The 24,190-nt window shown below is 68.7% G+C and carries 19 protein-coding genes and 1 pseudogene; 9 read left to right on the forward strand and 11 right to left on the reverse strand.

Annotation, left to right across the window (positions count from 1 at the left end):
* Window positions 1-76 precede the first annotated feature (76 nt).
* On the reverse strand, window positions 77-2,278 hold the full coding sequence (locus tag AC3FKG_RS22830; RefSeq protein WP_483711812.1) for a cation:proton antiporter: 2,202 nt from the start codon (window positions 2,276-2,278) through the stop codon (window positions 77-79).
* Window positions 2,275-3,215, reverse strand: a pseudogene (locus AC3FKG_RS22835) (LysR family transcriptional regulator). Before AC3FKG_RS22835 ends, AC3FKG_RS22830 begins: the two are co-directional and overlap by 4 nt.
* A gap of 148 nt (window positions 3,216-3,363) precedes the next feature.
* Between AC3FKG_RS22835 and AC3FKG_RS22840 the strand changes: the two are divergent.
* Together AC3FKG_RS22840 and AC3FKG_RS22845 are read left to right on the forward strand one after the other, a co-directional pair.
* Window positions 3,364-4,332, forward strand: coding sequence for a 3-hydroxyacyl-CoA dehydrogenase family protein (locus AC3FKG_RS22840; RefSeq protein ID WP_488744212.1), 969 nt, complete (start codon window positions 3,364-3,366; stop codon window positions 4,330-4,332).
* On the forward strand, window positions 4,329-5,198 hold the full coding sequence (locus AC3FKG_RS22845) for a beta-keto acid cleavage family enzyme (RefSeq protein WP_488744193.1): 870 nt from the start codon (window positions 4,329-4,331) through the stop codon (window positions 5,196-5,198). Before AC3FKG_RS22840 ends, AC3FKG_RS22845 begins: the two co-directional genes overlap by 4 nt.
* Window positions 5,199-5,209: 11 nt before the next feature.
* Here AC3FKG_RS22845 and AC3FKG_RS22850 read toward each other — a convergent pair whose 3' ends face one another.
* Window positions 5,210-5,452: a hypothetical protein gene (locus AC3FKG_RS22850; RefSeq protein ID WP_483711809.1), complete on the reverse strand. Its 243-nt coding sequence runs from the start codon at window positions 5,450-5,452 to the stop codon at window positions 5,210-5,212.
* Window positions 5,453-5,705: 253 nt separating this feature from the next.
* On the opposite strand from AC3FKG_RS22850, the gene AC3FKG_RS22855 reads away from it, so the two are divergent.
* On the forward strand, window positions 5,706-6,032 hold the full coding sequence (locus AC3FKG_RS22855) for an H-NS family nucleoid-associated regulatory protein (RefSeq protein ID WP_488744194.1): 327 nt from the start codon (window positions 5,706-5,708) through the stop codon (window positions 6,030-6,032).
* 34 nt (window positions 6,033-6,066) lie between these two features.
* Here the strand turns inward: AC3FKG_RS22855 and AC3FKG_RS22860 are convergent, their stop codons facing one another.
* Complete coding sequence (locus AC3FKG_RS22860; RefSeq protein WP_488744195.1) at window positions 6,067-6,570, reverse strand: hypothetical protein; 504 nt, start codon at window positions 6,568-6,570, stop codon at window positions 6,067-6,069.
* Between the two features lie 125 nt (window positions 6,571-6,695).
* Between AC3FKG_RS22860 and AC3FKG_RS22865 the strand changes: the two genes are divergently transcribed.
* Together AC3FKG_RS22865 and AC3FKG_RS22870 are read left to right on the forward strand one after the other, a co-directional pair.
* Window positions 6,696-7,385, forward strand: a complete 690-nt coding sequence (locus tag AC3FKG_RS22865) for a heavy metal response regulator transcription factor (RefSeq protein WP_483711806.1) — start codon at window positions 6,696-6,698, stop codon at window positions 7,383-7,385.
* Window positions 7,382-8,818 carry a heavy metal sensor histidine kinase gene (locus tag AC3FKG_RS22870; RefSeq protein ID WP_488744196.1) on the forward strand — a complete coding sequence of 479 codons (1,437 nt, stop codon included), beginning with the start codon at window positions 7,382-7,384 and terminating at the stop codon, window positions 8,816-8,818. Before AC3FKG_RS22865 ends, AC3FKG_RS22870 begins: the two co-directional genes overlap by 4 nt.
* A 22-nt stretch (window positions 8,819-8,840) precedes the next feature.
* Here AC3FKG_RS22870 and AC3FKG_RS22875 read toward each other — a convergent pair whose 3' ends face one another.
* Window positions 8,841-9,788, reverse strand: coding sequence for a LysR substrate-binding domain-containing protein (locus tag AC3FKG_RS22875; RefSeq protein ID WP_488744197.1), 948 nt, complete (start codon window positions 9,786-9,788; stop codon window positions 8,841-8,843).
* A 122-nt stretch (window positions 9,789-9,910) separates the two neighbouring features.
* On the opposite strand from AC3FKG_RS22875, the gene AC3FKG_RS22880 reads away from it, so the two are divergent.
* From AC3FKG_RS22880 to AC3FKG_RS22890, 3 genes are all read left to right on the forward strand, one after another.
* Window positions 9,911-11,740 (forward strand): gamma-glutamyltransferase family protein, encoded by a 1,830-nt coding sequence (locus AC3FKG_RS22880; RefSeq protein WP_488744198.1) that lies wholly within the window; start codon window positions 9,911-9,913, stop codon window positions 11,738-11,740.
* Window positions 11,741-11,815: 75 nt separating this feature from the next.
* Complete coding sequence (locus AC3FKG_RS22885) at window positions 11,816-12,787, forward strand: Bug family tripartite tricarboxylate transporter substrate binding protein (protein WP_488744199.1); 972 nt, start codon at window positions 11,816-11,818, stop codon at window positions 12,785-12,787.
* Window positions 12,777-13,295 (forward strand): GAF domain-containing protein, encoded by a 519-nt coding sequence (locus tag AC3FKG_RS22890; RefSeq protein ID WP_483711801.1) that lies wholly within the window; start codon window positions 12,777-12,779, stop codon window positions 13,293-13,295. The genes AC3FKG_RS22885 and AC3FKG_RS22890 overlap by 11 nt, the downstream gene beginning before the upstream one ends.
* Window positions 13,296-13,315: 20 nt before the next feature.
* On the opposite strand, the gene AC3FKG_RS22895 is transcribed toward AC3FKG_RS22890, so the two are convergent.
* The 4 genes from AC3FKG_RS22895 to czcI all read right to left on the reverse strand — a co-directional run bounded on the left by AC3FKG_RS22895 (window position 13,316) and on the right by czcI (window position 19,720).
* Window positions 13,316-16,540: a CusA/CzcA family heavy metal efflux RND transporter gene (locus AC3FKG_RS22895; RefSeq protein ID WP_488744200.1), complete on the reverse strand. Its 3,225-nt coding sequence runs from the start codon at window positions 16,538-16,540 to the stop codon at window positions 13,316-13,318.
* A gap of 16 nt (window positions 16,541-16,556) precedes the next feature.
* Complete coding sequence (locus AC3FKG_RS22900; RefSeq protein WP_488744201.1) at window positions 16,557-17,792, reverse strand: efflux RND transporter periplasmic adaptor subunit; 1,236 nt, start codon at window positions 17,790-17,792, stop codon at window positions 16,557-16,559.
* Between the two features lie 22 nt (window positions 17,793-17,814).
* On the reverse strand, window positions 17,815-19,095 hold the full coding sequence (locus tag AC3FKG_RS22905; protein ID WP_488744202.1) for a TolC family protein: 1,281 nt from the start codon (window positions 19,093-19,095) through the stop codon (window positions 17,815-17,817).
* Between the two features lie 172 nt (window positions 19,096-19,267).
* Complete coding sequence (gene czcI, locus AC3FKG_RS22910; RefSeq protein WP_488744203.1) at window positions 19,268-19,720, reverse strand: cation efflux protein, CzcI family; 453 nt, start codon at window positions 19,718-19,720, stop codon at window positions 19,268-19,270.
* Window positions 19,721-19,784: 64 nt separating this feature from the next.
* On the opposite strand from czcI, the gene AC3FKG_RS22915 reads away from it, so the two are divergent.
* Window positions 19,785-22,127 (forward strand): heavy metal translocating P-type ATPase, encoded by a 2,343-nt coding sequence (locus tag AC3FKG_RS22915; protein ID WP_488744204.1) that lies wholly within the window; start codon window positions 19,785-19,787, stop codon window positions 22,125-22,127.
* Between the two features lie 118 nt (window positions 22,128-22,245).
* Here the strand turns inward: AC3FKG_RS22915 and AC3FKG_RS22920 are convergent, their stop codons facing one another.
* Both AC3FKG_RS22920 and AC3FKG_RS22925 read right to left on the reverse strand, forming a co-directional pair.
* On the reverse strand, window positions 22,246-23,145 hold the full coding sequence (locus AC3FKG_RS22920; RefSeq protein ID WP_488744205.1) for a polysaccharide deacetylase family protein: 900 nt from the start codon (window positions 23,143-23,145) through the stop codon (window positions 22,246-22,248).
* A gap of 10 nt (window positions 23,146-23,155) precedes the next feature.
* Window positions 23,156-24,190: bifunctional UDP-4-keto-pentose/UDP-xylose synthase (locus AC3FKG_RS22925; RefSeq protein ID WP_488744206.1), on the reverse strand; the 1,035-nt coding region annotated here is incomplete at its 5' end.

The following is a 24,190-nucleotide window of genomic DNA, read 5'->3' on the forward strand; positions in this document are numbered from 1 at the left end:
ATTGTTTATCGCCGGCCGGAACAGCGTCAACTGTTGACCATGCGCCCGCTTTCTGCGCAGCGCCCGGAACCGGGCATCAACCAGGATCGCCCGGTTCCCCGCTGCCGGGGCTGTCCACCGGACCGGGCGCCGGCCGCGCGGATGGCGCCGCCGGCTTCTCGCGCAGCGAGTTCCACCGGGCCCGCCGCGTTCCTCCCGCGCTCAGGGGCGGGCGCACGAGGTTGGCCTGCCACGCGTGCTGCATGATCTGTTCGATCTGGTTGAACGCCTGCTTGGAAATCACGGCTTCCTCACGCATGGACGCCAGCGAGTGCTCGCCCTTGCGCAGCGCAAACAGCATTAGCAGGCGCCGCTCCAGCGCCACCGTGTAGTCGCCGAACTGCTCGCGCATCTGCGCGAGGCCTTCGCCGGCGGAGTGGAAGCGCTCTTCGAGCACGCCGTCCAGCACCGTAGTCATGCGCGCGCCGAACACCGGCGTGAGCAGCGAGCGGTTGTAGCGGCGCAGGCGGTCCAGCACGGTCTGCCGGCAGATCAGCAGCTCGAAGCGGTCGGCCAGCGCGCGCGCGAGCGGCCGGTCCAGGCCCAGCCATTTATGCAGGAAGAGCGCGATCCGGTAGCCCAGGTGGTACTGCAGGATGGCCCGCGCCGCGCGGTTGTAGCCGATGCGGCCTTGCTCGCGCGCGGCGTCGATCATGTGCGAGGTGTTGCGCATCATGGCGTCGAGGTTGGCCACCGAGATCACGCCATCGCCGTATTCGGGAATCAGCTCGCGTTCGCGCGTGGCCAGCGTGACCAGGCCGATGGTCAGGCGGTCGCGCTCGGACAGCGCGCTGTCGAAGTCGAACTCGGGCGAGCCCAGTTCGATGCCGCGCCGGTAGTGCTGCGCGACTTCGCGCGCGGCGGCCGGCGGCAGGTCGAAGGTGTCGGCCACGCGGCCCAGCATGGCCTCGACCTCCTCGGTCGACAGGCGGATGGCCTGCTGCTGCAGCGCGCGTTCCTGCGGCGACAGCTGGTTGAGGCCGAGCCGGTGGATCAGCCAGCGCAGCGTGGTGCCGTTCAGCAGCAGGCTGACCAGCACGAAGCCCGTGGCCAGGATGGCGACGAAGTGGCGCACCGGATGCGGCAGCGCGGTGTTCTCGGCGATGCCCAGCGCCAGCACCAGCGTGACCGCGCCGCGCAGGCCGCCCCATGCGATCGCCAGCTTGAACGGGCCACTGATCGGCGCGCTCAGCCGCAGCCATGACAGCACCGGCAGCAGGCCGAACAGGGTCAGCAGCCGCGCCGCCAGCGCGGCCACCACCAGCACCGCCAGAAGCCACCCGTGCTGGATCGTGACACCAGCGAGCAGCGAGGGCACGCGCACGGCGGCGAGCAGGAAGACCACGGCGCCCGCGATGCCCGCGAACTGTTCCCAGATCATGCGCAGGTGACGCCAGTTGGCCGGCGTCAGGCGCGTCGGGCCGAGCGCGCTGACCATCAGGCCGGCACAGACCACGGCCACCACGCCGGACACGCCGAGCAGCTGCTCGGCCAGCAGGTACAGCGGGTAGGGCAGCGCCAGCGTCAGCGCGCTTTCGGCCATGGCCAGCCCCGCCAGGCGCGGCAGCAGCTCGGCCACCAGCCGGCCGGCCAGCGTGCCGCACAGCACGCCGCCGACGAACGACCACGCCAGCTCGCGCACGCCGGCGCCGAGCGTGGCCTGCGCGCCGTGGCCCGTGAGCATGGCAACGAGCACGCCGACGATGGCGATGGCCGCGGCGTCGTTCAGCAGGCTCTCGCCCTCGACCAGCCGGATCAGGCGGGCCGGCGCGCCCACGTCACGGAAGATCGCAATGACGGCCGCGGGGTCGGTGGTGGCGACCACGGCCCCGAGCAGCAGGCACGCCGCCAGCGGCATGCCGCTCGCGGCCGCGGTGGCCAGGCCGATCACGCCGGTGGCGACGATCACGGCGACCACGGCCAGCAGCAGGATCGGCGCCGCGTCGGGCAGCATGCTGCGCACGTCGGCGGTCAGCGCGGCATGGAATAGCAGCGGCGGCAGGAAGATCCACAGGTAGGCCTCCGGCGGCAGTTCCGGGTCGATCAGCGGATGCAGGAAGTGCCGCGCGAATTCCGGATGCGCGGCATCGATGGCCACATACCCCGCGCCAATGGCGATGCCGATGGCCGACAGCAGCGTCGATTCCGGCAGCACGAGGCGCGCGGCGGCGACCTGCACTACGGCCACGATCGCCAGCAGGACGCCGGCCAGCACCAGGACGTCGACGAGCAGGCTCATGCATTCACCTCGGCACTGGCCGCTTCCGGCTGGCTGCGCAAGTGGGAGAGGTGCGCGCGCACGGCATCCGCAAGTTCCGCCGCGGCGGGCGACAGGCTGCGGTTGCGCGGTGTCACCAGCCCGATCGACCGCTCCGTCACTGGCCCAGTTAGCAGCCGCTCGACAATGCCAGGCTGCCGCACCGTGCCGGCGGCGATTTCAGGCAGCGCCGCCACGCCGAACCCGCATTCGACCATGGCGGCGATCGTGGCCAGGTGCTCGGCCTCGAACACCGGCTGGAAGCGGATGCGGTTCTGCAGGAAGGCCCACTCGGTGTACTGCCGCACGCTGCTCGGGTGCGTCATCGACACATGCGGCGCGCTGGCGGTGTCGGCCCAGCGCAGCGGCCCCGTGCCGCGTGCCAGCGGATGCGCGGACGGGATCAGCAGCACGAAGCGATCGGACAGCAGGGGCTCGTAGTGCAGGTCGGCCTGCTGCGGATCGGCCGCGGTCAGCGCGAAGTCGACATCGCCCGAACGCACCATGTCGAAGGCGGGTCCGGACAGGGTGTCGAACACCTTCAGCGCCACTTCGGGGCGGGCGCGGTGGTAGTCCATCAGCACGCGCGGCAGCATGCGCGCCGCCAGCGAGGGCAGCGCCGCCACGGCCACCTGGCCGCGTTCGGCGCTGGCAATGCCCGTGACCGCGTCGATCGCGCCCCGGAAGGCCGCCTGCAGCAGCGCGGCCTGCTGCATGAAGACCTGGCCGGCGGCGGTCAGCCGCACCGTGCGCGTGGTGCGGTCGAACAGGCGCACGCCGAGCGATTCCTCGATCCGCAGGATCTGGGTCGACAGCGCCGATTGCGACAGGTGCAGCTGCGTGGCCGCTTGCCGGAAATTGAGCGTGCGGCCAAGCACCAGCTGGTCTCGATGTCACGCATCGACAGGTTGATCTTCATGGGCCGGGTCGGTGGATTGATCTCTAAAACAGATCATTTTATCCATAGAATCAACTTCATCAATCAAAGCGGCTTCTCTACACTGCTGCCATTCCCCATTACGGCGGTGGCCAGCGTGCCTGCCGCCTTCGCCATGCCAAACGACGCAATGCACAATCCTGCCCCCTCCGTCCCGCCTGGCCGCCCTGGCGCCGCCCATGCCGTGGTAGTCGGCGGCGGCACCATGGGGGCCGATGTCGCCGTGGTCCTGACCCGGGCGATGTGCCGTACCACCGTGATCGAGCCCGATCCCGACCGCGCCGGCGCGCTGCCGGGCCGCGTCGCCGCCAACCTGGCGGCGATCGGCCGCGCCGAAGGCGCCGAGCGGCTTGCGGTGGTGCCGGACCTGGACGCGGTGGACTGGCCGTCGGTGGATATGGTCATCGAATGCATCCCCGAGCGCCTCGAACTCAAGCAGGCGCTGTTCGCGGACCTGTGCGTCCGCGCGCGCCCCGATGCGGTGCTGACCAGCAACAGTTCCAGTTTCCCGATCAGCGCCATCGCCGAGGGTTTGTCCGGGCGCGAGCGGATGCTGGGCCTGCATTTCTTCATGCCGGCGCACCTGGTGCCGCTGGTGGAAGTGGTCATGGGCATGGGCAGCGACGAAGCCTGCGCCGATGCGCTGATCGCCTTCATGCGCCGCTGCGGCATGGTGCCGGTCAAGGTGCGCCAGGACCTGCCCGGCTTCCTGGCCAACCGGCTGCAGCACGCGCTGTCGCGCGAAGCGTTCAGCCTGATCGACCGCGGCATTGCGTCGGCCGAGGACGTGGATGCCGCGGTGCGCTTCGGCTTTGGCTTCCGCTTCCTGGCCGCGGGGCCGGTGCTGCAGCGCGACCATGCCGGCATCGATGTGCATGCCGCCGCCGGGGCTACCATGTACCGGACGTTCTGCAATGACGACCATCCCGCGCGCTGCCTGAGCGAGCGCGCCGCCGACGGCCGCCATGGCATGAAGCGCGGCGAAGGCTTCTACGCATGGACGCCCGAGACCATTGCCGCCGAACGCGCCCGCTATGACCGGCTGCTGCGCGCCGGCCTTGACCTGATTGCCCCCGAACTGCCCGAGATCCAGCCATGACGCAAGCCACCCAAGCCACCCAGGCCCCCATCCAGCAGCCGCTGGCCAGTTCGCCGCTGATCATCACCGTGGCGCCAAACGGCGCCTACAAGCGCGCCGCCGACCATGCCGCGGTGCCTTTGACCGCCGCCGCGCTGGCCGCCGACGCGAAGGCGTGCCTGGACGCCGGCGCGGCCATGATGCACATGCACGTGCGTGACGCAGAAGGGCGCCATTCGCTCGATGCGCAGACTTATCGCGAGGCGCTGGCCACGGTCAGGCAGGCCGTGGGTAATGACCTACTGGTGCAGGTCACCAGCGAGGCCGCCGGCGTGTACAAGGCCGCGCAGCAGATGGCGATGGTGCGCGAGCTGCGTCCCGAAGCGGTATCCGTGGGCCTGCGCGAAATCGCCGTTCCGGACGTGAGCGAGACCGAGCTGGCCGACTTCATCGGCTGGCTCGCGCGCGAGCGCATCATGACGCAGGTGATCCTGTATGACGCGGCGGATGTGCAGCGCTGGCAAGCCATGCGCGAACGCGGCATGGTGCCCCCTGGCGCGTGGTCGGTGCTGTATGTCCTGGGGCGCTATTCGGCGGGACAGGTTTCGTCGCCGCGCGACCTGCTGCCGTTCCTGCAGGTTGCCGACGGAACCCTGCCGTGGTCCATCTGCGCGTTCGGCCGCGAGGAAAATGCGTGCGTGACCGCCGCGGCAGCGTTTGGCGGCCATGTCCGCGTGGGCTTTGAAAACAACCTGTACCTGCGTGACGGCAGCCTGGCGCCGGGCAATGCCGCGCTGGTCGAACAGGCCGCCCAGGGCGGGCTGATGCTGGGCCGCCCGCTCGCCACGGCCTCGGACGCCCGCCGCATCTATGGCGAGGTGCGCTGAGCGCTGACGGCTCAGGCGCCGTCGGAAAAGGAATCGGGCGTGCGCGGACCGCTGCGCCCGCCGTCGGTGAACGGATCGGGGGTGCGCGGGTTGCTGCGCGCGCCATCGGTGAAGACATCGCGCGGGCCGTGGATGCTGCGTGCGCCGTCGAGGAAAGGGTCGGGTGCGCGCGTATTGGCGCTCGCGGTCGTGGCCACGCTGGCAAGCGTGGCGGCCATTGCCGTGGCCATCAGGGTATGTTTGAGCAGTCGCATGGTTTATCTCCTTAGCCGGCCGGTCAGGGCTTGACCAGCCATGCGGCCAGTCTAGGCAGGCGTGCCGCACAGCAGCATGACTGCGCCATGACAATGGTGTCATGGGCCCGCGCCGGCGGGGCGCAGGCCGCGTTTCGCGGGACGCTTCGCCAAACACGGTAAAATCCCCGGAATCACACCGGCGCCGCCTGGCGCCGGTCTTCCATTGCACCGCCGGAATCGGAGACATTGCGGCGGGCTTCTCACACTACTCATGCCTGAGTCTGAATCAGCCAAGCTTGCCGCGATCACGTGGATTCGCGAGCAAATGGACAACTACGCCCTCACGCTTGACGACCTGATGGCCGCCGGATGCTTTGACGGAGTGCCATCGGCCGGAGAGGTCGCGGCCGCGGATCCCGAGGCAACGCATCAACAAGCGCCCATCGACCCTGCTGCGGTGCAACCGCCGCCAAAGAAGGCCACTCTGCTTTACCGCAATGCAATGGGACAGAGCTGGGACGGTACCGGGGAGTATCCGGACTGGCTTCAACGCGCGGTGAACGCGGGCCAGTCGATCGATTTCTACCGCGTCGAGTGAGCCACGTGCCGTCCTGGCAGGCGCGCGGGACGTGTCAGGGCAGGGCGGGGAAACCGCTGAAAGGGCCGGCGAACGCGGCCGTGGACGCCATCGCGGCAGCATGCCCATAGTGGGCAAGTGCCGTGATCGGCAATTCTGTCAGCGCGCCCAGGGTACTACATCCTTGGCGCGCGACGCAGCGGCTGTGCGGGCCGCTGCTCTCGCCCTGGACGGGCTTCTCTTTCTCGGCGTTGCCGTCGCGGTCGTGCAGTTGCAGGGGCGCGCCGTCACTGTCCGGGGCGCTCATGACGCGAACGGCGCCATCCGCGCAATGCGGTGCCGGAACGAGTGCCGCTTCGGCGCTCGCCTTGGCCGCCGCATGACGCTCCGCCAGCGACAAGCCAGCGGCCTGCACCACGGCACAGGCTGGCGTCTCGGATGTCGCGTGCCTTGCACCGGGCAGGGCCGCCAGCGGAAGACACAGCAGGAAAAAGCGGAGAGTGAGGCGTTTCATCGAGGGAGCGTGGAACCAATAGGTGCGTTCGGTGTCGATGGCCATTTTACCGGGCCCGCTGACGCGGATGCGTCACCTGCAGATGACATTTTTGACATCTTGCGCCGCGCACGGCCGGACTCGGCTAGCGTTATGCCTGCGGCGCAATGTTGCCCGCCGAAAGGACCCGCATGCGTATCCTGATTGTCGAAGACGAGCCCAAGGCGGGCGATTACCTGCAAAAGGGGCTGACCGAATCCGGCTTTGTGGTTGACCTCGCGCGGGACGGCATCGACGGCCTGACGCACGCGCGCGAGCAGCCCTATGACCTGATCGTGCTCGATGTGATGCTGCCCGGCCTGGACGGCTGGAGCGTGCTGCGCGAGCTGCGCCGCGAACGCGATACGCCGGTGCTGTTCCTGACCGCGCGCGACGAGCTGCAGGACCGCCTCAAGGGCCTGGAACTCGGCGCCGACGACTACATGGTCAAGCCATTCGCGTTCGCCGAACTGGTCATGCGCATCCGCACCATCCTGCGCCGCGGGCCGCTGCGCGAAAGCGAATTCATCGAGCTGGCCGACCTGCAGATCGACGCGATCCGCCGCCGCGTCACGCGCGCGGGGCAGAAGATCGACCTCACGTCGAAGGAATTCGCGCTGCTCTACCTGCTGGCGCGGCGCCGCGGCGAGGTGCTGTCGCGCTCGCTGATCGCCTCGCAGGTGTGGGACGTGAACTTCGACAGCAATACCAATGTCGTGGATGTCTCGATCCGCCGGCTGCGCGCCAAGGTGGACGACCCGTTCGAGCGCAAGCTGATCCACACGCGGCGCGGCATGGGCTATGTGCTCGACGAAGGCGAGCCGCGCCTGGGCGACGCGTGAAGCGCCTGACGTCCTCCCTCACGGCGCGGCTGACGCTGGCGTATGGCCTGGCCACGGCGGCGATCCTTGCAGGCGTCGCGGCCTACCTGTCGGGCGCGCTGTCGGCGCAGTTGCAGGGGCGTGACGAAAGCGAGCTGGTCGGCGAAGTGCTGCTGGTGCGCCACCTGCTGCGCGAGGTGAGCAATGAAGACGAGGTCCGCGCCGATACGCACCGGTTCGCCGATATCGCCATGGGGCATGAGGGTTTGATCCTGGTGGTGCGCACGCCGCGAGGCGAGCCGCTGGTCACGCTCAATCCGCGCAACGAGGCCATTCCGGCGCTACCGGTGCTGCCCGTCACCACGCAGCCGCAGAAGTCCATGCTGCAGCCCTGGCAGCCGAAGAGCGGGGCGGCGTCGTCAGCCATCGCGGCGCTCGGCCAGCTTGGCGATACCGGCCGTTCGGTGGAGATCGTGGTGCTGCGCGATGCCGGCTATCGCGTGGCGCTGATGCGCGAATACCGCCACCGCTTGCTCGCGGCAACGCTGTGCGGCGCGGCCGTGGCGGCGGCGCTGGGCTTCGTGCTGGCGCGGCGCGGATTGCGGCCGCTGCGTCGCATGGCGGCCGATGCGGCCGCGGTGACGACAAGCCGCCTGGCCACGCGCCTGGACGTCGGCAGCGCGCCGGCCGAACTGCGCGAACTTGCCGGCGAACTCAACGGCATGCTGGCACGCCTGCAGGACAGCTTTTCGCGGCTGTCCGCGTTCTCCGCGGACCTGGCGCATGACTTCCGCACGCCGATCAGCAACCTGGTCGGACAGACCGAAGTCACGCTGGCGCAGAGCCGCAGCGTGGCCGAGTACGAGGCCTTGCTCGAATCCAACCTGGAAGAATACGAGCGCCTGTCGCGCATGATCGAGAACATGTTGTTCCTGGCGCGTGCCGACCACGCTCAGGTCGCCATGGGCGTGCGCGCACTGGATGCGCGCGCGGAAATCGACAAGGTCGCCGAATACTTCGAGGCGGTCGCGGCGGACCGCAACGTGAGGGTGTCGGTGAATGGCGCCGCCAGCATTCACGCGGACCAGACGCTGTTGCGCCGCGCGGTCACGAACCTGCTCGACAATGCCTTGCGCCATGCTCCTGCAGGCAGCACGGTACGCGTAGAGGTTTCGCGTCGCGCGGGCGAAGAGGGCGGCGCCACCTCCATCCGCGTGGTCAATGCGGGGCCGGCAATCGCTCCCGAGGTGTTGCCGCATATATTCGGCCGCTTCTTCCGCGCCGATCCGTCGCGCCGCAATTCGGCGGCTTCCACCGGGCTCGGCCTGGCCATCGTCGATTCGATCATGCGCTTGCATGGTGGCCGCGCGCTGGTCAGCAGCACGGATGGCGAGACCGTGTTCGCGCTGCTGTTCCCGGCAGGGAACGAGCCCCGGCCACACGTGGCGGGTTGACACCATCGCGGCTTGTGTTGCCTCAGGCCTGCCTCACCACCTCTGCCACGCTAGCCACCAGCGCCGCGATCTTTTCATCCTCGCCGGACTCCCTTCGCCACATTACGCCCACGGGCGGCAGGTCCCAGCTTAGCGGGTGCGGCAGCGTCGTTGCGCCTTCAGCCTCAATCAGCTCGGCGGCGACGCCTCTTGGCACGATGGTGATGGCGCCCAGATGGCTGCGCAGCACGGTGGCCATGGTCTTGATCGAGTAGGTTTCGACGATCGGCGTAGGCTGCGCCACGCCAGCCACCGCGAACATGGTGTTGATGGTGCGGCGGATCGGCGTATTGGGCGGCGGCAGCAGCCAGTCGCGTTCGGCCAGGCGGCCCCAGTCCAGTGCGCTGCGCGCCAGGCGGGCCGCCGCCGGGCTTGGCACCACCAGCACCGGCTCTTCGCGGTAAAGCGGACGCTGCGCGATATCCTCGCCTGGCACATAGAACGTGCGCGCGATCACGCAGTCGAGTTCATGGGCGCGCAACGCGGCCACCAGTTCGTCCGTAGTGCCCTCGCGCACCAGGACCGAGATGCGGGGCGAGCGCGCCAGCCCGAAGGTGCAGGCGGCGTCGAGCACCGGCCGCGCGATGTACGGAATCACCCCAAGGCGCAGCCGCCCCGACAAGCCGGCCTCGATCACGGCAAGCTCGCGGCCTAGCGCATCCGCGTCGGCCAGCGCCAGCCGGGCGTGCGCCAGTACGCTGAGGCCGGTCGGCGTCGGCGCCAGCCCCTGGCGCGTGCGCGTGAACAGCGGCACCGCGAAGATGTCCTCGATCTCGCGCAGCATCTTGGTGACGGCCGGTTGCGACAGGTTCATCTCGGCGGCGACGCGCGAGACCGAGCGCTGCCTTTCCAGCGCCAGCAACAGCGGCATGTGCCGCAGGCGCAGCCGCGAAATGACGCGATGGACCAGGTTGTCGGAAGCGAGGGACATGGTGAGCGGCGGCGGGGTAGTCGTATAACCGATCGGTAATGCAATGATAACCAAAGACGTCATTGCGGTTATTTCATGATCCTATACTGGCCGGAATCCCTGGAGCCCCTGGAACCCATTTCATGTTCACTACCCGTCCGGAAATCGTCGGCACCTTTGGCGTGGCGGCATCGACCCACTGGCTGGCCACGCAGACCGCCATGGGCGTGCTGGAGCGTGGCGGCAATGCCTTCGACGCGGCTGCGGCGGCCGGCTTCGTCCTGCAAGTAGTGGAGCCGCACCTTAACGGGCCTGGCGGCGAAGTGCCGATCCTGTACTGGAGCGAGCGCGAGCGCCGCGTGCGCTCGGTCTGCGGGCAGGGCGCCGCGCCGGCGCTGGCGGATCCGGCGCAACTGCGCGCCATGGGACTCGAACTGATGCCCGGCATCGGCCTGATGCCCGCGACGGTGCCGGGCGCGTTCGGCGCCTGGCTGACCATGCTGCGCGACCACGGCACGTGGTCGCTGGCCGACGTGCTGGCGCCGGCCATCGGCTACGCGCGCGATGGATTTCCGCTGGTGCCGCGCATCTCGCGCGCGATCCTTGCCGTGCAGGCGCTGTTTCGCGACGAATGGCACAGTTCGGCTGAAACCTGGCTGCCCGGCGGCAAGGTGCCGCGCCCCGGCAGCCTGCATACGCTGCCCGCGCTGGCAGCGACCTACACGCGCATCGTCGACGAAGCGCAGCAGCGCAGTGACACGCGCGAAGGCCAGATCGACGCGGCCATGGACTGCTGGTACCGCGGCTTCGTGGCCCGCGAGATCGACAGCTATTGCCGCAACACGCACGTGCGTGACACCACCGGCGACAAGCACACGGGCCTGCTCCGGTACGACGACATGGCCGCATGGCAGCCTGACGTGGAAGCGCCCGTCACACTGGACTTTGGCCGCTATACCGTTGCCAAGTGCGATATCTGGAGCCAGGGGCCGGTGTTGCTGCAGCAGCTTGGCATGCTGCGGCAAGCGGACCTCGCACAGTACGCCCCGGACTCGGCGGAGTTCGTCCACCGGATCGCCGAAGCCTGCAAACTGGCCATGGCGGACCGGCTCGCGTGGTATGGCGATCCGCGCTTCGCGGCCAGCCCGCTTGTCGCGCTGCTGGACGGCGGCTACCTGGCCGGCCGCGCGCAGCGCATCGGCGAGCAAGCCTCGCGCTCGATCGACCCTGGCATGCCGGGCGGCATGGCCCCGCGCCTGCCCGACCTGGAAGCCGCGGTGCGCACGCTGCAGCGCGCCGACGTGCGCTTTGGCGTGGGCGAGCCGACCTTTGCCGAGCTGCCGCCGGTATCCGAGTGGGCCGAGCGCGAACTGTTCGTCGGCGACACCTGCCATGTGGACGTGATCGACCGGCACGGCAATATGGTGGCCGCCACGCCGTCCGGCGGCTGGCTGTCATCGAGCCCGACCATTCCAGCGCTGGGCTTCGCGCTCAACACGCGCCTGCAGATGACCTGGCTCGAACCGGGCCTGCCAAACTCGCTCGCGCCGGGCAAGCGGCCGTGCACGACGCTGTCGCCTTCGCTCGCGCTGCGCGACGGCGAGCCGTACATGGTATTCGGCACACCCGGCGGCGACCAGCAGGACCAGTGGTCGCTCGCGTTCTTCCTGCGCCACGCGGTGCATGGCATGAACCTGCAAGAGGCCATCGATGCGCCCGGCTGGCATATCGACCATTTCCCGGGCTCGTTCTGGCCGCGCCAGACCGTGCTCAACCGGATCACCGTGGAATCCCGTTTCCCCGAAGCCACGCTGGCCGCACTGCGCGACCGCGGCCACGAGGTGCGCGTGGGCGATCCGTGGTCCGAAGGGCGCATGTCCGCCTGCACGCGCGAACGCGACGCGCAGGGCCGCCTGGTGCTGCGCGCCGGCGCCAACGCGCGCGGCATGCAGGGCTATGCCGTCGGACGCTGAATCCGGCCATCCATCAACAGAAGAGGGCGCGTGCAGCGGCATGCTGGATCGCGCGAGACCGAGGAGAGAAAGACCATGACATCCATCCTGAAACGACTGCTGGGCGGCGTTGCCGCGCTGGCGTTTTGCGTCGCCGCGCAGGCCGCGGATGCCTACCCGCAGAAGCCGATCACGCTGATCGTGCCGTGGGCGGCGGGCGGTTCCACGGACATCCTCGCGCGCGTGCTGTCGGAGCACCTGACGCGCTCGCTAGGGCAGCCGGTGATCGTCGACAACAAGCCCGGCGCGTCGGGCAATATTGGCTCGGCCATGGTCGCGCGTGCCAAGCCCGATGGCTATACGCTGCTGGTCGGCTCGATGAGCACGCATGCCATGAACCCGGCGCTGATGCCCAACATGCCGTTCCGCGGCGTCGAGGATTTCACGCCGCTGGGGCTGCTTGCCTACGTCACCAACACGATGGTGGTGCATCCGTCAGTGCCCGCGCAAAACCTGAAAGAGCTGATTGCCTACGCCAAGGCCAACCCCGGCAAGCTGGCCTATGCGAGCGCCGGCCCTGGCTCCACCAATCACCTGAGCGCGGTGCTGTTCGAGCGGATGGCCGGCGTGCAGATGCTGCACGTGCCTTACAAGGGCGGTGCGCCTGCGGTGGTCGATACCGTCGCCGGCCAGACGCAGGTGCTGTTCTCCGCTGGCACGCAGACGCTGCCGCACGTGAAGGCCGGCAAGCTGCGCCTGCTGGCCGTGACCGAAGCGAAGCGCTCGCCGCTGTTGCCGAATACACCGACCGTGGCGGAGACCGTGCCCGGCTATGAACTGGCCGTCTGGTATGGCGCCTTCGGTCCGAGGGGCATGCCTGCCGACCTGGTCGCGCGGCTGAACCGCGAAATCAATACGGTCATGGCGCTGCCCGAGGTCAAGAAGCAGATGAACGCGATTGGCGTGGAGACTGCCACGTCGACCCCGCAGCAGTTCGGCACCATCCTGCGCAACGATGCGGACCGCTACGGCAAGCTCATCCGCGAACTCGGCATCCATGGGGAATGACGTGAGTGCCGCCCTGGATCACGCCGCGGACCTGCTGGTCTGCGCCAATGGCCTGTGCGATGCGCTGCAGCGCGCTGCCAGCCCGGCGGAAACGCTGGATGCAGTCGGCCAGGCGACGCTGCGGCTGCTCGGCCCGGGCCTGCTGACCATCAACGCGTGGCATGCGGGAACGGCGGAGATCGAGCGGATCTGGTCATCGGATCCCGCAGCCTATCCGCCGGGCGGGAAGAAGTCGAAGCCCGACAGCCCATGGCGCAGGCAATTGCTCGAAGCCGGGCAAGTCTTCGTCGGCGAGGGCGACGCGGCGCTGGCGGCCGTGTTCGACGATATCGCGCTGATCCGCTCGCTGGGATGCACGGCCGTCGTCAACGTGCCGCTGTGCAAGGCCGGGCAGGTTTTCGGCACGTTCAACTACCTGGCCGACCGTGCCGCCTGGGACGCCCGCGAAATCGCTGCGCTGCGCGTGCTCGCGAATCTTGCGGCGCCCGCGGTTCACGCCACCCTCTGATCGGTCCGTCCCATGCTGATCTAATTGACCGGATCCCGCACCAGCACACTGCGCACGCCTTCGCCGGCCCCCATCTGCTCATCGCGACGATGCGCAAGCCGGTACAGCACCGGCAGCACCAGGAGCGTCAGCGCCGTCGACGACACGATCCCGCCGATCACCACTGTCGCCAGCGGGCGCTGCACCTCGGCGCCGGTGCCCGTGGCAATGGCCATCGGGATGAAGCCGAGCGAGGCCACCAGCGCCGTCATCAGCACCGGCCGCAGCCGGCTCAGCGCGCCCGAATGCACGGCCTCGTCGAGCGCCAATCCTTCCTCGCGCAGGCTGCGAATAAAGGAAAGCATGACCAGCCCGTTCAGCACCGCCACGCCGGACAGCGCGATGAAGCCGACCGCCGCCGAGATCGACAGCGGAATGCCGCGCAGCCACAGCGCCAGGATGCCGCCCGTCAGTGCGAACGGAATGCCGGTGAACACCAGCAGGCCGTCCTTCAGGTTGCCGAACATCGCGAACAGCAGCACGAACACCATCAGCAGCGCCAGCGGCACGACAATCTGCAGGCGGTGGGTGGCCGACTGCAACTGCTCGAACGTGCCGCCCCAGGCGATCCAGTATCCCGTGGGAATCGTCACGCGCTCGGCAATTGCGGCCTGGGCATTCGGCACGAAGCTGCCGACATCGCGTCCGCGCACATTGGCGCTGATGACGATGCGGCGCTTGCCGTTCTCGCGCGAGACCTGGTTCGGGCCGGGCGCGATGTCGAACGTGGCGATCTCCCCCAGCGGGATATAGCTGGTGCGGGGCGCGGTGTCTGACGAGTTCATGCGCACGCCGTTGCCGGAGACGGGCCGCGTGTCGGGCGGCAGCGGAATCGGCAGGCGGCGCAGGGCGTCGACATCGGCGCGCACATCTTCGGGCAGGCGCACGGCAATGCGGAAGCGCCGATCGCCCTCGAACAGCGTGCCGGCATCGCGCCCGCCAATGGCGATGGCGACGGTGTCCTGCACATCGGTCATGTTCAGCCCGTAGCGCGCCGAGCGTGCGCGGTCGATCGCGACGGTCAGCACGGGCAGGCCGGTGGTCTGCTCGACCTTGACCTCGGCGGCGCCCGGAACCGATTGCAGGGCGGAGGCGATCTTCTGCGCCGTGGCTTCCAGCACCGCGTTGTCGTCGCCGAACAGCTTGACCGCGACATCGCTGCGCACGCCCGAGATCAGTTCGTTGAAGCGCAGCTGGATTGGCTGCGAGAACTCGTAGCGGTTGCCGGGGATGGTCTCCAGTTCCGACTGCATCTGCGCCAGCAACTGGCCGCGCGTCTTGCGCGGATCCGGCCATTCGCTGCGCGGGCGCAGCATGATGTACGCGTCCGATGCGTTGGGCGGCATCGGGTCGGCGGCGATCTCGGCGGTGCCCGTGCGAGAGAACACGCGTTCGACCTCCGGGAATTTCTCCTTCAGGCGTGCCTCGACCTGCTGCTGCATCGCCACTGACTGGCTCAGGCTGGTGCCGGGGATGCGCAGCGCCTGCACGGCGATGTCGCCTTCGTTCAGGTTCGGGATGAACTCGCTGCCAAGCCGCGTCGCGACCAGCCCGCTCAGCACCACGGCAACCGCGGCAAAGGTCAACACCACCGGCGTATTGGCGAGGGCGCGGCTCAGCGCGGGCGCATAGAGATTGCGCGCCCACTGCATCACGCGATTCTCCTTTTCCGCAACGCGCGCGCCGATGAACAGCGCGACGGCTGCGGGCACGAAGGTCACTGACAGCAACATGGCGCCGGCCAGCGCCAGCACCACCGTGATCGCCATCGGGTGGAACATCTTCCCTTCGACGCCGGACAGCGCAAAGATCGGCACGTAGACGATCATGATGATCAGCTGGCCGAACACGAGCGGGCGGCGGGCTTCCCGGGCCGCGGCAAACACCTCGTGCAGGCGTTCGCTGCGCGTAAGCGGGCGGCCGTGGTGCTGCTGCGCATGCGCCAGGCGCCGCACGCAGTTCTCGACGATGACCACCGCGCCATCGACGATGATGCCGAAGTCCAGCGCGCCCAGGCTCATCAGGTTCGCGCTGATGCGGTAGGTGGCCATGCCGGTGAAGGTGAACAGCATCGACAGCGGAATCACCAGCGCGGTAATCACCGCCGCGCGGATATTGCCGAGGAACAGGAACAGCACCGCCACCACCAGCGCAGCGCCTTCCAGCAGGTTCTTCTTCACGGTGGCAATGGCCTTGTCGACCAGCACCGTGCGGTCGTACACCGTCACCGCGCGCACGCCGTCGGGCAACGAGCGGTTGATCTCGGCCATGCGCGTGTCCACCGCGCGCGAGACCGCGCGGCTGTTCTCGCCGATCAGCATGAATACGGTGCCCAGCACCACTTCGCGGCCGTTGTCGGTCGCGGCGCCGGTGCGCAGTTCGCGCCCCAGGCCGACCTCGGCCAGGTCGCGGATGCGGATGGGCTGGCCCTGCGCGGTGCCGACGATCACGTCGCGGATACCGTCCATGGACACGACCTGGCCCGGTGCGCGCACCAGGTACTGCTCGCCGCGCCGTTCGATGTAGCCAGCGCCCACGTTGCTGTTGTTCTTCTCCAGCGCCAGCACCACGTCCTGCAGGCTCAGGCCGTACGACGCCATGCGTTCCGGGCTCGGCGCCACCAGGTACTCGCGCGCGAAGCCGCCGATGGTATTGATTTCCGTCACCCCGGTGACGGTGCGCAACTGCGGCTTGATGATCCAGTCCTGGATCTCGCGCAGGTCGGTCGGCGTGTAGCGCGTGCCGTCGGGCTTGCGCGCGTTGTCGTCGGCTTCGACGGTCCACAGGTAGATCTCGCCAAGACCCGTGGAAATCGGCCCGAGCTGGGGCGTGGTCCCGCCGGGCAGCTTCTCGCGCGCTTCCTGCAAGCGCTGGTTGACCAGCTGGCGTGCGAAGTAGAGGTCGGTGCCGTCCTGGAAAATCACGGTGACTTGCGACAGTCCGTAGCGCGACAGCGAGCGGGTCTGCTCCAGCCCGGGCAGGCCCGCCATGGCGGTCTCGACCGGGTAAGTGACGCGCTGCTCGGTTTCCAGCGGCGAGTAGCCGGGCGCCTCGGTGTTGATCTGCACCTGCACGTTGGTAATGTCGGGCACGGCGTCGATCGGCAGGCGGCTGTAGCTGTACAGGCCCAGCAGCGCCATGCCGAGCACGCCCAGCAGGACCAGCCAGCGCTGTTCGATGGCAAAGCGGATGATGCGTTCAAACATGTTCAGCTCCTGCCGGTCAGTGGGCGTGTTCGGCGCCGGCCTTGCCCTGCTCGGCCTTCAGCACGAAGCTGTTGCGCGCCACGTAGCGGGCGCCGGGCAGCAGGCCCTGCACGATCTCGATGCGCTTGCCGTCGCTGCGCCCCGTGGTGACCTGGCGCGCTTCAAAGCCGCCGGGAACCTCGACATAGACCATCGGCTGGCGGCCTTCGGTCTGCACGGCTTCGCTTTCCACCACCACCGGAACTTCCGTCTCTTGTCCGGCCACGCTGACGGTGACGAACAGGCCGGGGCGCCATGCCATGTCGGGGTTCGACAGTGTCACGCGCGCGGTCGCGGTGCGCGTCTGCTGGCCGAGCAGCGAGCCCACGTAGGACACGGTGCCGGCGGCGGTGCCGTCAAACGCGGTGGAAGCGATGCTGACCTTTTCGCCGAGGCGTACCTGGCTCAGGTCCTTGGGCGCGATCACGAACTCCGCCCAGACCGTGGCCAGGTCGGAGATCGTGAAGACGATGGTATCCGCCGCGACCGCTTCGCCAAGCGCCAGGTGCTTCTCGACGACGATGCCGTCGAAAGGCGCGCGCAACTCGAACTGGTTGAGCCCGGCCGCCGTCGGCCGCGCGCCGATGGCGGTGAGCTTCTGCGTGGCGTTGTGCACGGCGATCTCGGCTTCCTGCAATGCGGTGCGCGCGGCCAGGAAGTCCTGTTCGGCGGAGATCTTCTCTTCCCACAAGCGCTTTTCGCGCGCATAGGTGGTGCGGGCCAGTTCCAGCCGCTTCTGCGCGGCCAGCAGTTCGCTGCGCTGGTCGGAAAGCTGCGTGCTGGCCAGCACGGCCAGCAGGTCTCCCTTCTTTACGCGCTGGCCCAACACGGCGGGCACGGCTTCGGCAACCCCGGCCACGCGCGGCACGACGTGGGCGGTGCGGTCTTCGTTGAAGCGGATCTCGCCGGGAAACTGGACCGCGGCCTGCACGCGGCCGGGGCCGGCGGCGCGCAGTTCCAGCCCGGCATTGCGGATTTGTTCGGGCGTCATCGTGATACGGTCGGCGTCGTGGACGGCGGTGGCGGGCGCGGAGGCAGCGTCTTTGCCGACCTCCTTGCCCTTCGGTTTTGTTGCCTGCTCGCTGTGGTCGTGGCCGGCTTCATCGTGGCCGTCGCCGGTGCCGCGTCCGGTGAACAGCAGTGCGGCGCCGGCCAGCACGCCGGCCCCGATGATCGCGGCGATCGCGTTGCGTTGAGTCTTGGTGATTGCCATGGAGGAATCCTTGGTGGGCCGCTCAGCGGCCGAGCATGCGGTCGATAGCGGTGGCGGCCTGGTAGGTGGCGGCCACGGCGCCGAGATAGCGCACGCGTGCCTGCAGCAGCGTGCGCTGGGCGTCCAGCACTTCGAGATAGGCGAACTTGCCCGCTTCGAATCCTTGCGCCGCCGCCTGGTAGGCGCGCTGCGCGGCCGGCAGCACGGTCTGGCGCAGGGTCAGCGCGCTGTTGCGCGACAACGCCAGCTGGCTGGATGCCTGGCGCAAGTCGCTGGCCAGCCGCACGCGCGTGGCGCGGCTTTCGTCGGCGGCCTTGTCGGCCTGGCGGATGGCGGTGTACAGGTTGCCCTGGTTGCGGTCGAACAGCGGCAGCGGCAGCGAGACGCCGAGCACGGGGTAGTAACCGCGATCCGATGCATTCTCGCGCTTGGCGCCAACGCTCAAGGTCACGTCGGGATACCGCCGACTGCGCTCGACGTTGACGATCGCCTGGCGCCGCGCCATCTCGCTCCGGCTGGCGCGCATTTCGGGCGCGGCATCGAGTGTTTCGTCGAGGGCGTTGGGCAACGGCCGCGATGGCAGGGCTTCCAGGTCGCCGCTTGCCGAAGAGAATGCCGGCGCCTGGCTGCCCCACTGCGCCGCCAGTTGCTGGCGCGAGGTTTCCAGCGTGGCGCGGGCCTCGGCCAGCTCCAGTTCGGCATTGGCCTGCTCGACTTCCGCACGCGTCTGCTCCACGGGCGAGACCTTGCCCGCGGCCACGCGCCGCGCCGCGGCCTGCATCCCGCGCGTGGCAATGCCCAGCGAGCTTTCGGCCAGGCCGACTCGCTCCTGCGCCACCAGTACCTGGAAGAAGGCGCCGATCACCGCGGCGCGCAGACCGGCCTCGGCGCTGCTCAGTTGCGCGGTGGCCAGTTCGCGGGCCTTCTGCGCGGCGTCGATGCGGGCCGAGCGCTTGCCGCCCAGCTCGATCGGCAGGCTCACCTGCGCGGTGGTGGTGCGCGACGCGCTGCGCGTGTCTTCCATTTCGTAGCCGATGACCGGGTTCGGAATGGTGCGCGCCTGCGTGATGGCGCCTTCGGTGGCGTCGAGTTCCCGGCGGGCGGCGGAAAGGGCAGAGTTGCGGGCCGTGGCCAGTGCGAGGGCGGCGTCCAGCGTCAGGATGCCCTGCGGTTCGGTCGTGTCGGGCGGTTCTGCGGTGCGCTGCAAGCGCGGTGCAGGCGGCATGGCCGCATCGGCGGCGGCATGCGCAAGCGGGGCGAGCAGTGCGGCTGCCAGTCCCAGCGGTATCACTACGTGTTTCATCGGGTATCACCAGATCGAAGCCAGGGAACACCGGCGCGATACCGTCACGCGCGCGAATGCGCACGCTGACGGCGGTCACGCCGCGAGATCCGTCGATCCGGGATGCCGGCCCTGCGCGGTCAGCGCGGGCGCGGCAAAGGCAGAGGATGGGCCATGGCCCCGAACCGGCGGATTACGCCAGTTGCAGCCACTGGGGCCGATTCGGTTCGCGCGCGGGTACCGACCCGTAGTTCACGGGCAACACGCGGTAGCGAACGGTAATGAAGTGGTAGGACACAGGCTGTGTCGCAGCCGGCACCATGACGTGCGAGCCGGCGAAATGGCATATCGCACAATCGGCATCCGGCAGTTTGGTGCTGCTCTTGCCGTGGGCGCCGGCCTCATGCTCATGCGCGTGATGGCCGAAATGCCAGCCCGGGGCGGCGCCGGTCTCCTGCTGCCGCAGCTGCTCGCGCCCGTGCTCGCAGAATGCGGCCGCGCTCGCCCAGGTGAACTGGAGCGGCAGCAAAATAGCGAACAGGAGGATCAGCAGACGGCGCATGGCCGCGATTATAGCGGCGCACAGCAGCCCTCTGGCAAGCGCAGGCTGGGTCACCCTGACGCGAACGGGCCGCGTCGGCGTCATGCTTGACTCTGTAGCCGCTACAGGGTCTTCAATGACATCAGGTCAAACCAGCCGGAAAGAAGAAATGGCTCGCACGACACCTGAAGACGCCTTGCCACACGAACACACGCGCAACAAAACGGACGCTGGCCATGGTCACGCGCATGAGCATCACGACCATGATCATGACCACCAGCACGAGCATGGTCATCACGAGCACGCGCCGCAACCGGCCGCGTGCTGCGGTGGCGGCTGCGGCACGGCGATCAGCGTCGCGCCCGTGGCGCCCGCGGCGATTCCGTCCGGCGCGCGCTCGGCCAGCTACCGGATCGACGCGATGGACTGCCCGACCGAGGAAACGCTGATCCGCAACAAGCTCGGCGGCATGGACGGCGTGGCGGCGCTCGATTTCAACCTGATGCAGCGCGTCCTGACCGTGCATCACACGCTGGCCTCGGCCGATCCTGTCGTAAAGGCGATCGCGAGTCTCGGCATGAAGGCGGAGCCGCTTGTCTCGGAGCAGTCTGCGCCGTTGCCCCTCGCGGAGCACAAGCCTTGGTGGCCGCTGGCGCTCGCCGGCGTGGCCGCAGTCGGGGCCGAGGCCACCGAATGGCTGGGGCTGTGGGATCCGTGGCTGCCGGCGCTGCTGGCCATCGCGGCCGTGGCCTTGGGCGGGCTGACCACCTACCGCAAGGGCTGGATCGCGCTGCGCAATGCCAACCTGAATATCAACGCGCTGATGAGCATTGCCGTGACCGGCGCGCTGGTCCTGCGCGAATGGCCGGAAGCGGCGATGGTCATGGTGCTGTTCGCGCTGGCCGAACGCATCGAGGCCGCTTCGCTGGACCGGGCGCGCAATGCCATCCGCGGCCTGATGGCGATGGCGCCCGAGCAGGCCACCGTGCTGCAGGCGGATGGCAGCTGGGCTGCCGTGCCGGCGGCCGGCGTGGTCGTAGGGGCGCTGGTAAGGCTGCGCCCCGGCGAACGCGTCGCGCTGGACGGGCGCGTGGTGCGCGGCCAGTCCGCGCTGGACCAGGCGCCGATCACCGGCGAGAGCGTGCCGGTCGACAAGGCCGCCGGCGACGCGCTGTTCGCGGGCTCCATCAACCAGTCCGGCGAGATCGAATACGAAGTCACCGCGCCCGCCGACGATTCCACGCTGGCCCGCATCATCCACGCCGTGGAAGCCGCGCAGGCCAGCCGCGCGCCGACGCAGCGCTTTGTCGACCAGTTCGCGCGCCTCTACACGCCGACGGTGTTCGCCATCGCGCTGGCCGTGGCGGTGGTGCCGCCGCTGGCCATGGGCGGGCCGTGGGTGGAGTGGATCTACAAGGCGCTGGTGCTGCTGGTGATTGCCTGCCCGTGCGCGCTCGTGATCTCCACGCCCGTGACCATCGTCAGCGGCCTGGCGGCCGCGGCGCGGCGCGGCATCCTGATCAAGGGCGGGGTCTACCTGGAGCAGGGCAAGGACCTGTCATGGGTGGCGCTCGACAAGACCGGCACCATCACGCACGGCAAGCCCGTGCAGACGGACCAGGCAATGCTTGTCGATGACGCGCCCGCCGCGCGCCCAATTGCCGCGAGCCTGGCCGCGAGGTCCGACCATCCCGTGTCGAAGGCCGTTGCTGCTGCGGCGCAGGCGGATGGCGTCGGCTTGCTGGATGTGACGGAATTCGTGGCGCTGGCCGGACGTGGCACGCGCGGCCGTATCGATGGCGATGACTACTGCCTGGGCAACCACCGGCTGATCCACGACATGGGCGCGTGCTCGCCCGAACTGGAGGACCGGCTTGAAGCCCTGGAACGCGAGGGCAAGACCGTGGTGCTGCTGGCGCGCCTTGGCAAGGACGGCGCGGCAGTGGCGCAGGCCATGTTCGCGGTGGCCGACACCGTGCGCGACACCAGCCGCCAGGCCATCGCCGAGCTGCACGCGCTGGGCGTGAAGACTATCATGCTGTCCGGCGACAACCCGCATACCGCGCAGGCCATCGGTATCCAGGTCGGCATCGACGAGGCGCGCGGGAATCAGTTGCCGCAAGACAAGGCGGACGCCATCGCCACGCTGGCGGCTGACACGCATGCGGCACGCGGCAAGGTCGGCATGGTGGGTGACGGCATCAACGACGCGCCGGCCCTTGCGCGGGCCGATATCGGCTTCGCCATGGGCGCCGCCGGCACCGATACCGCGATCGAAACTGCCGACGTCGCGCTGATGGATGACGACCTGCGCAAGATCCCCGCGTTCGTACGGCTGTCGCGGCGCACGTCGCGCATCCTGTGGCAGAACATCACGCTGGCGCTGGGCATCAAGGTGGTGTTCCTTGCGCTGACGGTGGCGGGGATGGGAACGATGTGGATGGCGGTGTTCGCCGATATGGGGGCGAGCCTGCTGGTGGTGTTCAACGGGCTGCGATTGGCGCGGCGGTAGAAGGCTTCGGCGCCACAGAGGGAATGGTCAGGCCTGGCCGTCTGCTCCCCTCTCCCATGCAATGGGACAGGGGCCGGGGGAGAAGGCGGGAGCTTCCACGAAGTCCCTGCCCGGAATTTCAGGGCTGAATAATCAGCTCGCCGCTGCGTCCTTCAATCTCCCCCCACGTCACCGGCAACGCCGGCAGGGTATCGCGGTCGATGTGCCGGTAATACGCAGCCATCGACACCAGCTCATGCCCCTGCGCCCTCCAGCCTTGCAGCAGCCGACGGAACACCGGCGCCAGCTTGCCGCCTTCCAGCTCCGTATGCAGCGTGAAGACATGGTCGCGCATGCCGCCCGCGCCTTCCGTCAAACGCAGCACGGCCTCATGGACGTTGTCCTCGGTCAGGCCATCGACGCCGATCATTTCATCGAGCGTCGGCAGCGTGGTCGGCATCTGCACATGGCGGCAGGCGACCCCGCCGATGGTCGGGATGTATGGCGCCGTGCCGCGCCCGTCCGATGCATAGGCCATGCCCCAGTCGTCGATCTGCCGGAACGCCTCGTCGTTCATCTGCCAGCCGGCGGCGCCGTGCGTGGGCGGCGCTTCGCCGAAGATGTCGGCATAGCGGTCGAACGCGTTCTGCATCTGGCGACGGGTCCAGGCCGGGTCGCGCTCGCGCACGTTGTCCTGCCAGTAGACGTGGTCCCAGGTATGAATGCCGCATTCGTGGCCGGCCGTGCGCGCCGCGCGCATTTCGGCGGCCGCCTTGCGGCCGATGTCCGGTCCCGGCAGCAGCACGCCGTACATCAGCGTGCGCAGGCCGTAGTTGGACACCACCGAGGTGCGCGACACCTTCTTCAGGAACCCCGGCCGGAATACGCGGCGCAGCGCCCAGCCGGTGTGGTCCGGGCCCAGGCTGTACAGGAAGGTGGCCTGTGCCTGCACCGCATCGAGCATGGACAGCAGCGCCGGCACGCCTTCGCGCGTGCCGCGCAGCGTGTCGACGTCAACCTTGAGGGCGATTCTGGCCATGGGTCCCGGCTCAGTTGGCGCCGTCGACGAGGGTGCGCGCTTCCACGACCTTGTCGCGGTACGCTTCGAAGATCCGGCGCAGCGCCTGCTCCATCGTCACCTCGGGTTTCCAGCCCAGTTCCTGCATGGTGTTGTCGATCTTCGGCACGCGGTGCTGCACGTCCTGGTAGCCCTTGCCGTAGAAGTCACCCGACGAGGTCTCGACGATCTGCGTCTTGCGCGCCTCTTCGGCGTACTCGGGGTAGTCGGCGGCCATCTTCAGCATCATCTCGGCCAGCTCGCGCACCGAGTGGATGTTGGACGGATTGCCGATGTTGAAGATCTTGCCGCTGGCGACGCCGTCCTTGTTCTCGATGATGTGCATCAGCGCCGAAATACCGTCGGAGATATCGGCAAACGCGCGCTGCTGCGCACCGCCGTCAACGAGCTTGATCGGCTCGCCGCGCACGATATGGCCCAGGAACTGCGTGACCACGCGCGAGGAGCCTTCCTTCGATTCGAAGATCGAATCGAGCCCGGCGCCGATCCAGTTGAACGGGCGGAACAGCGTGTAGTTCAGGCCCTGCTCCATGCCATAGGCGTGGATGACGCGGTCCATCAGCTGCTTGGAGCAGGCGTAGATCCAGCGCGGCTTGTTGATCGGGCCGTAGATCAGCGGCGAGGCTTCCGGATCGAACTCCTCGTCCGCGCACATGCCGTAGACCTCGGAGGTCGACGGGAACACCAGGTGCTTGCCGTACTTGACGGCGCTGCGCACGATCGGCAGGTTGGCTTCGAAGTCGAGCTCGAACACGCGCAGCGGGTTGCGCACGTAGGTGGCCGGCGTGGCGATGGCCACCAGCGGCAGGATCACGTCGCACTTGCGGATGTTGTACTCGATCCACTCCTTGTTGATGGTGATGTCACCCTCGAAGAAGTGCATGCGCGGATGGTTGACCAGGTCGCCCAGGCGGTCGGACGACATGTCCATGCCGTAGACCTCCCACGACGTGGTTTCCAGGATGCGGCGCGTCAGGTGGTGGCCGATGAAGCCGTTGACGCCAAG

It is taken from the genome of Cupriavidus sp. 22TCCZM04-2, from assembly GCF_057798895.1.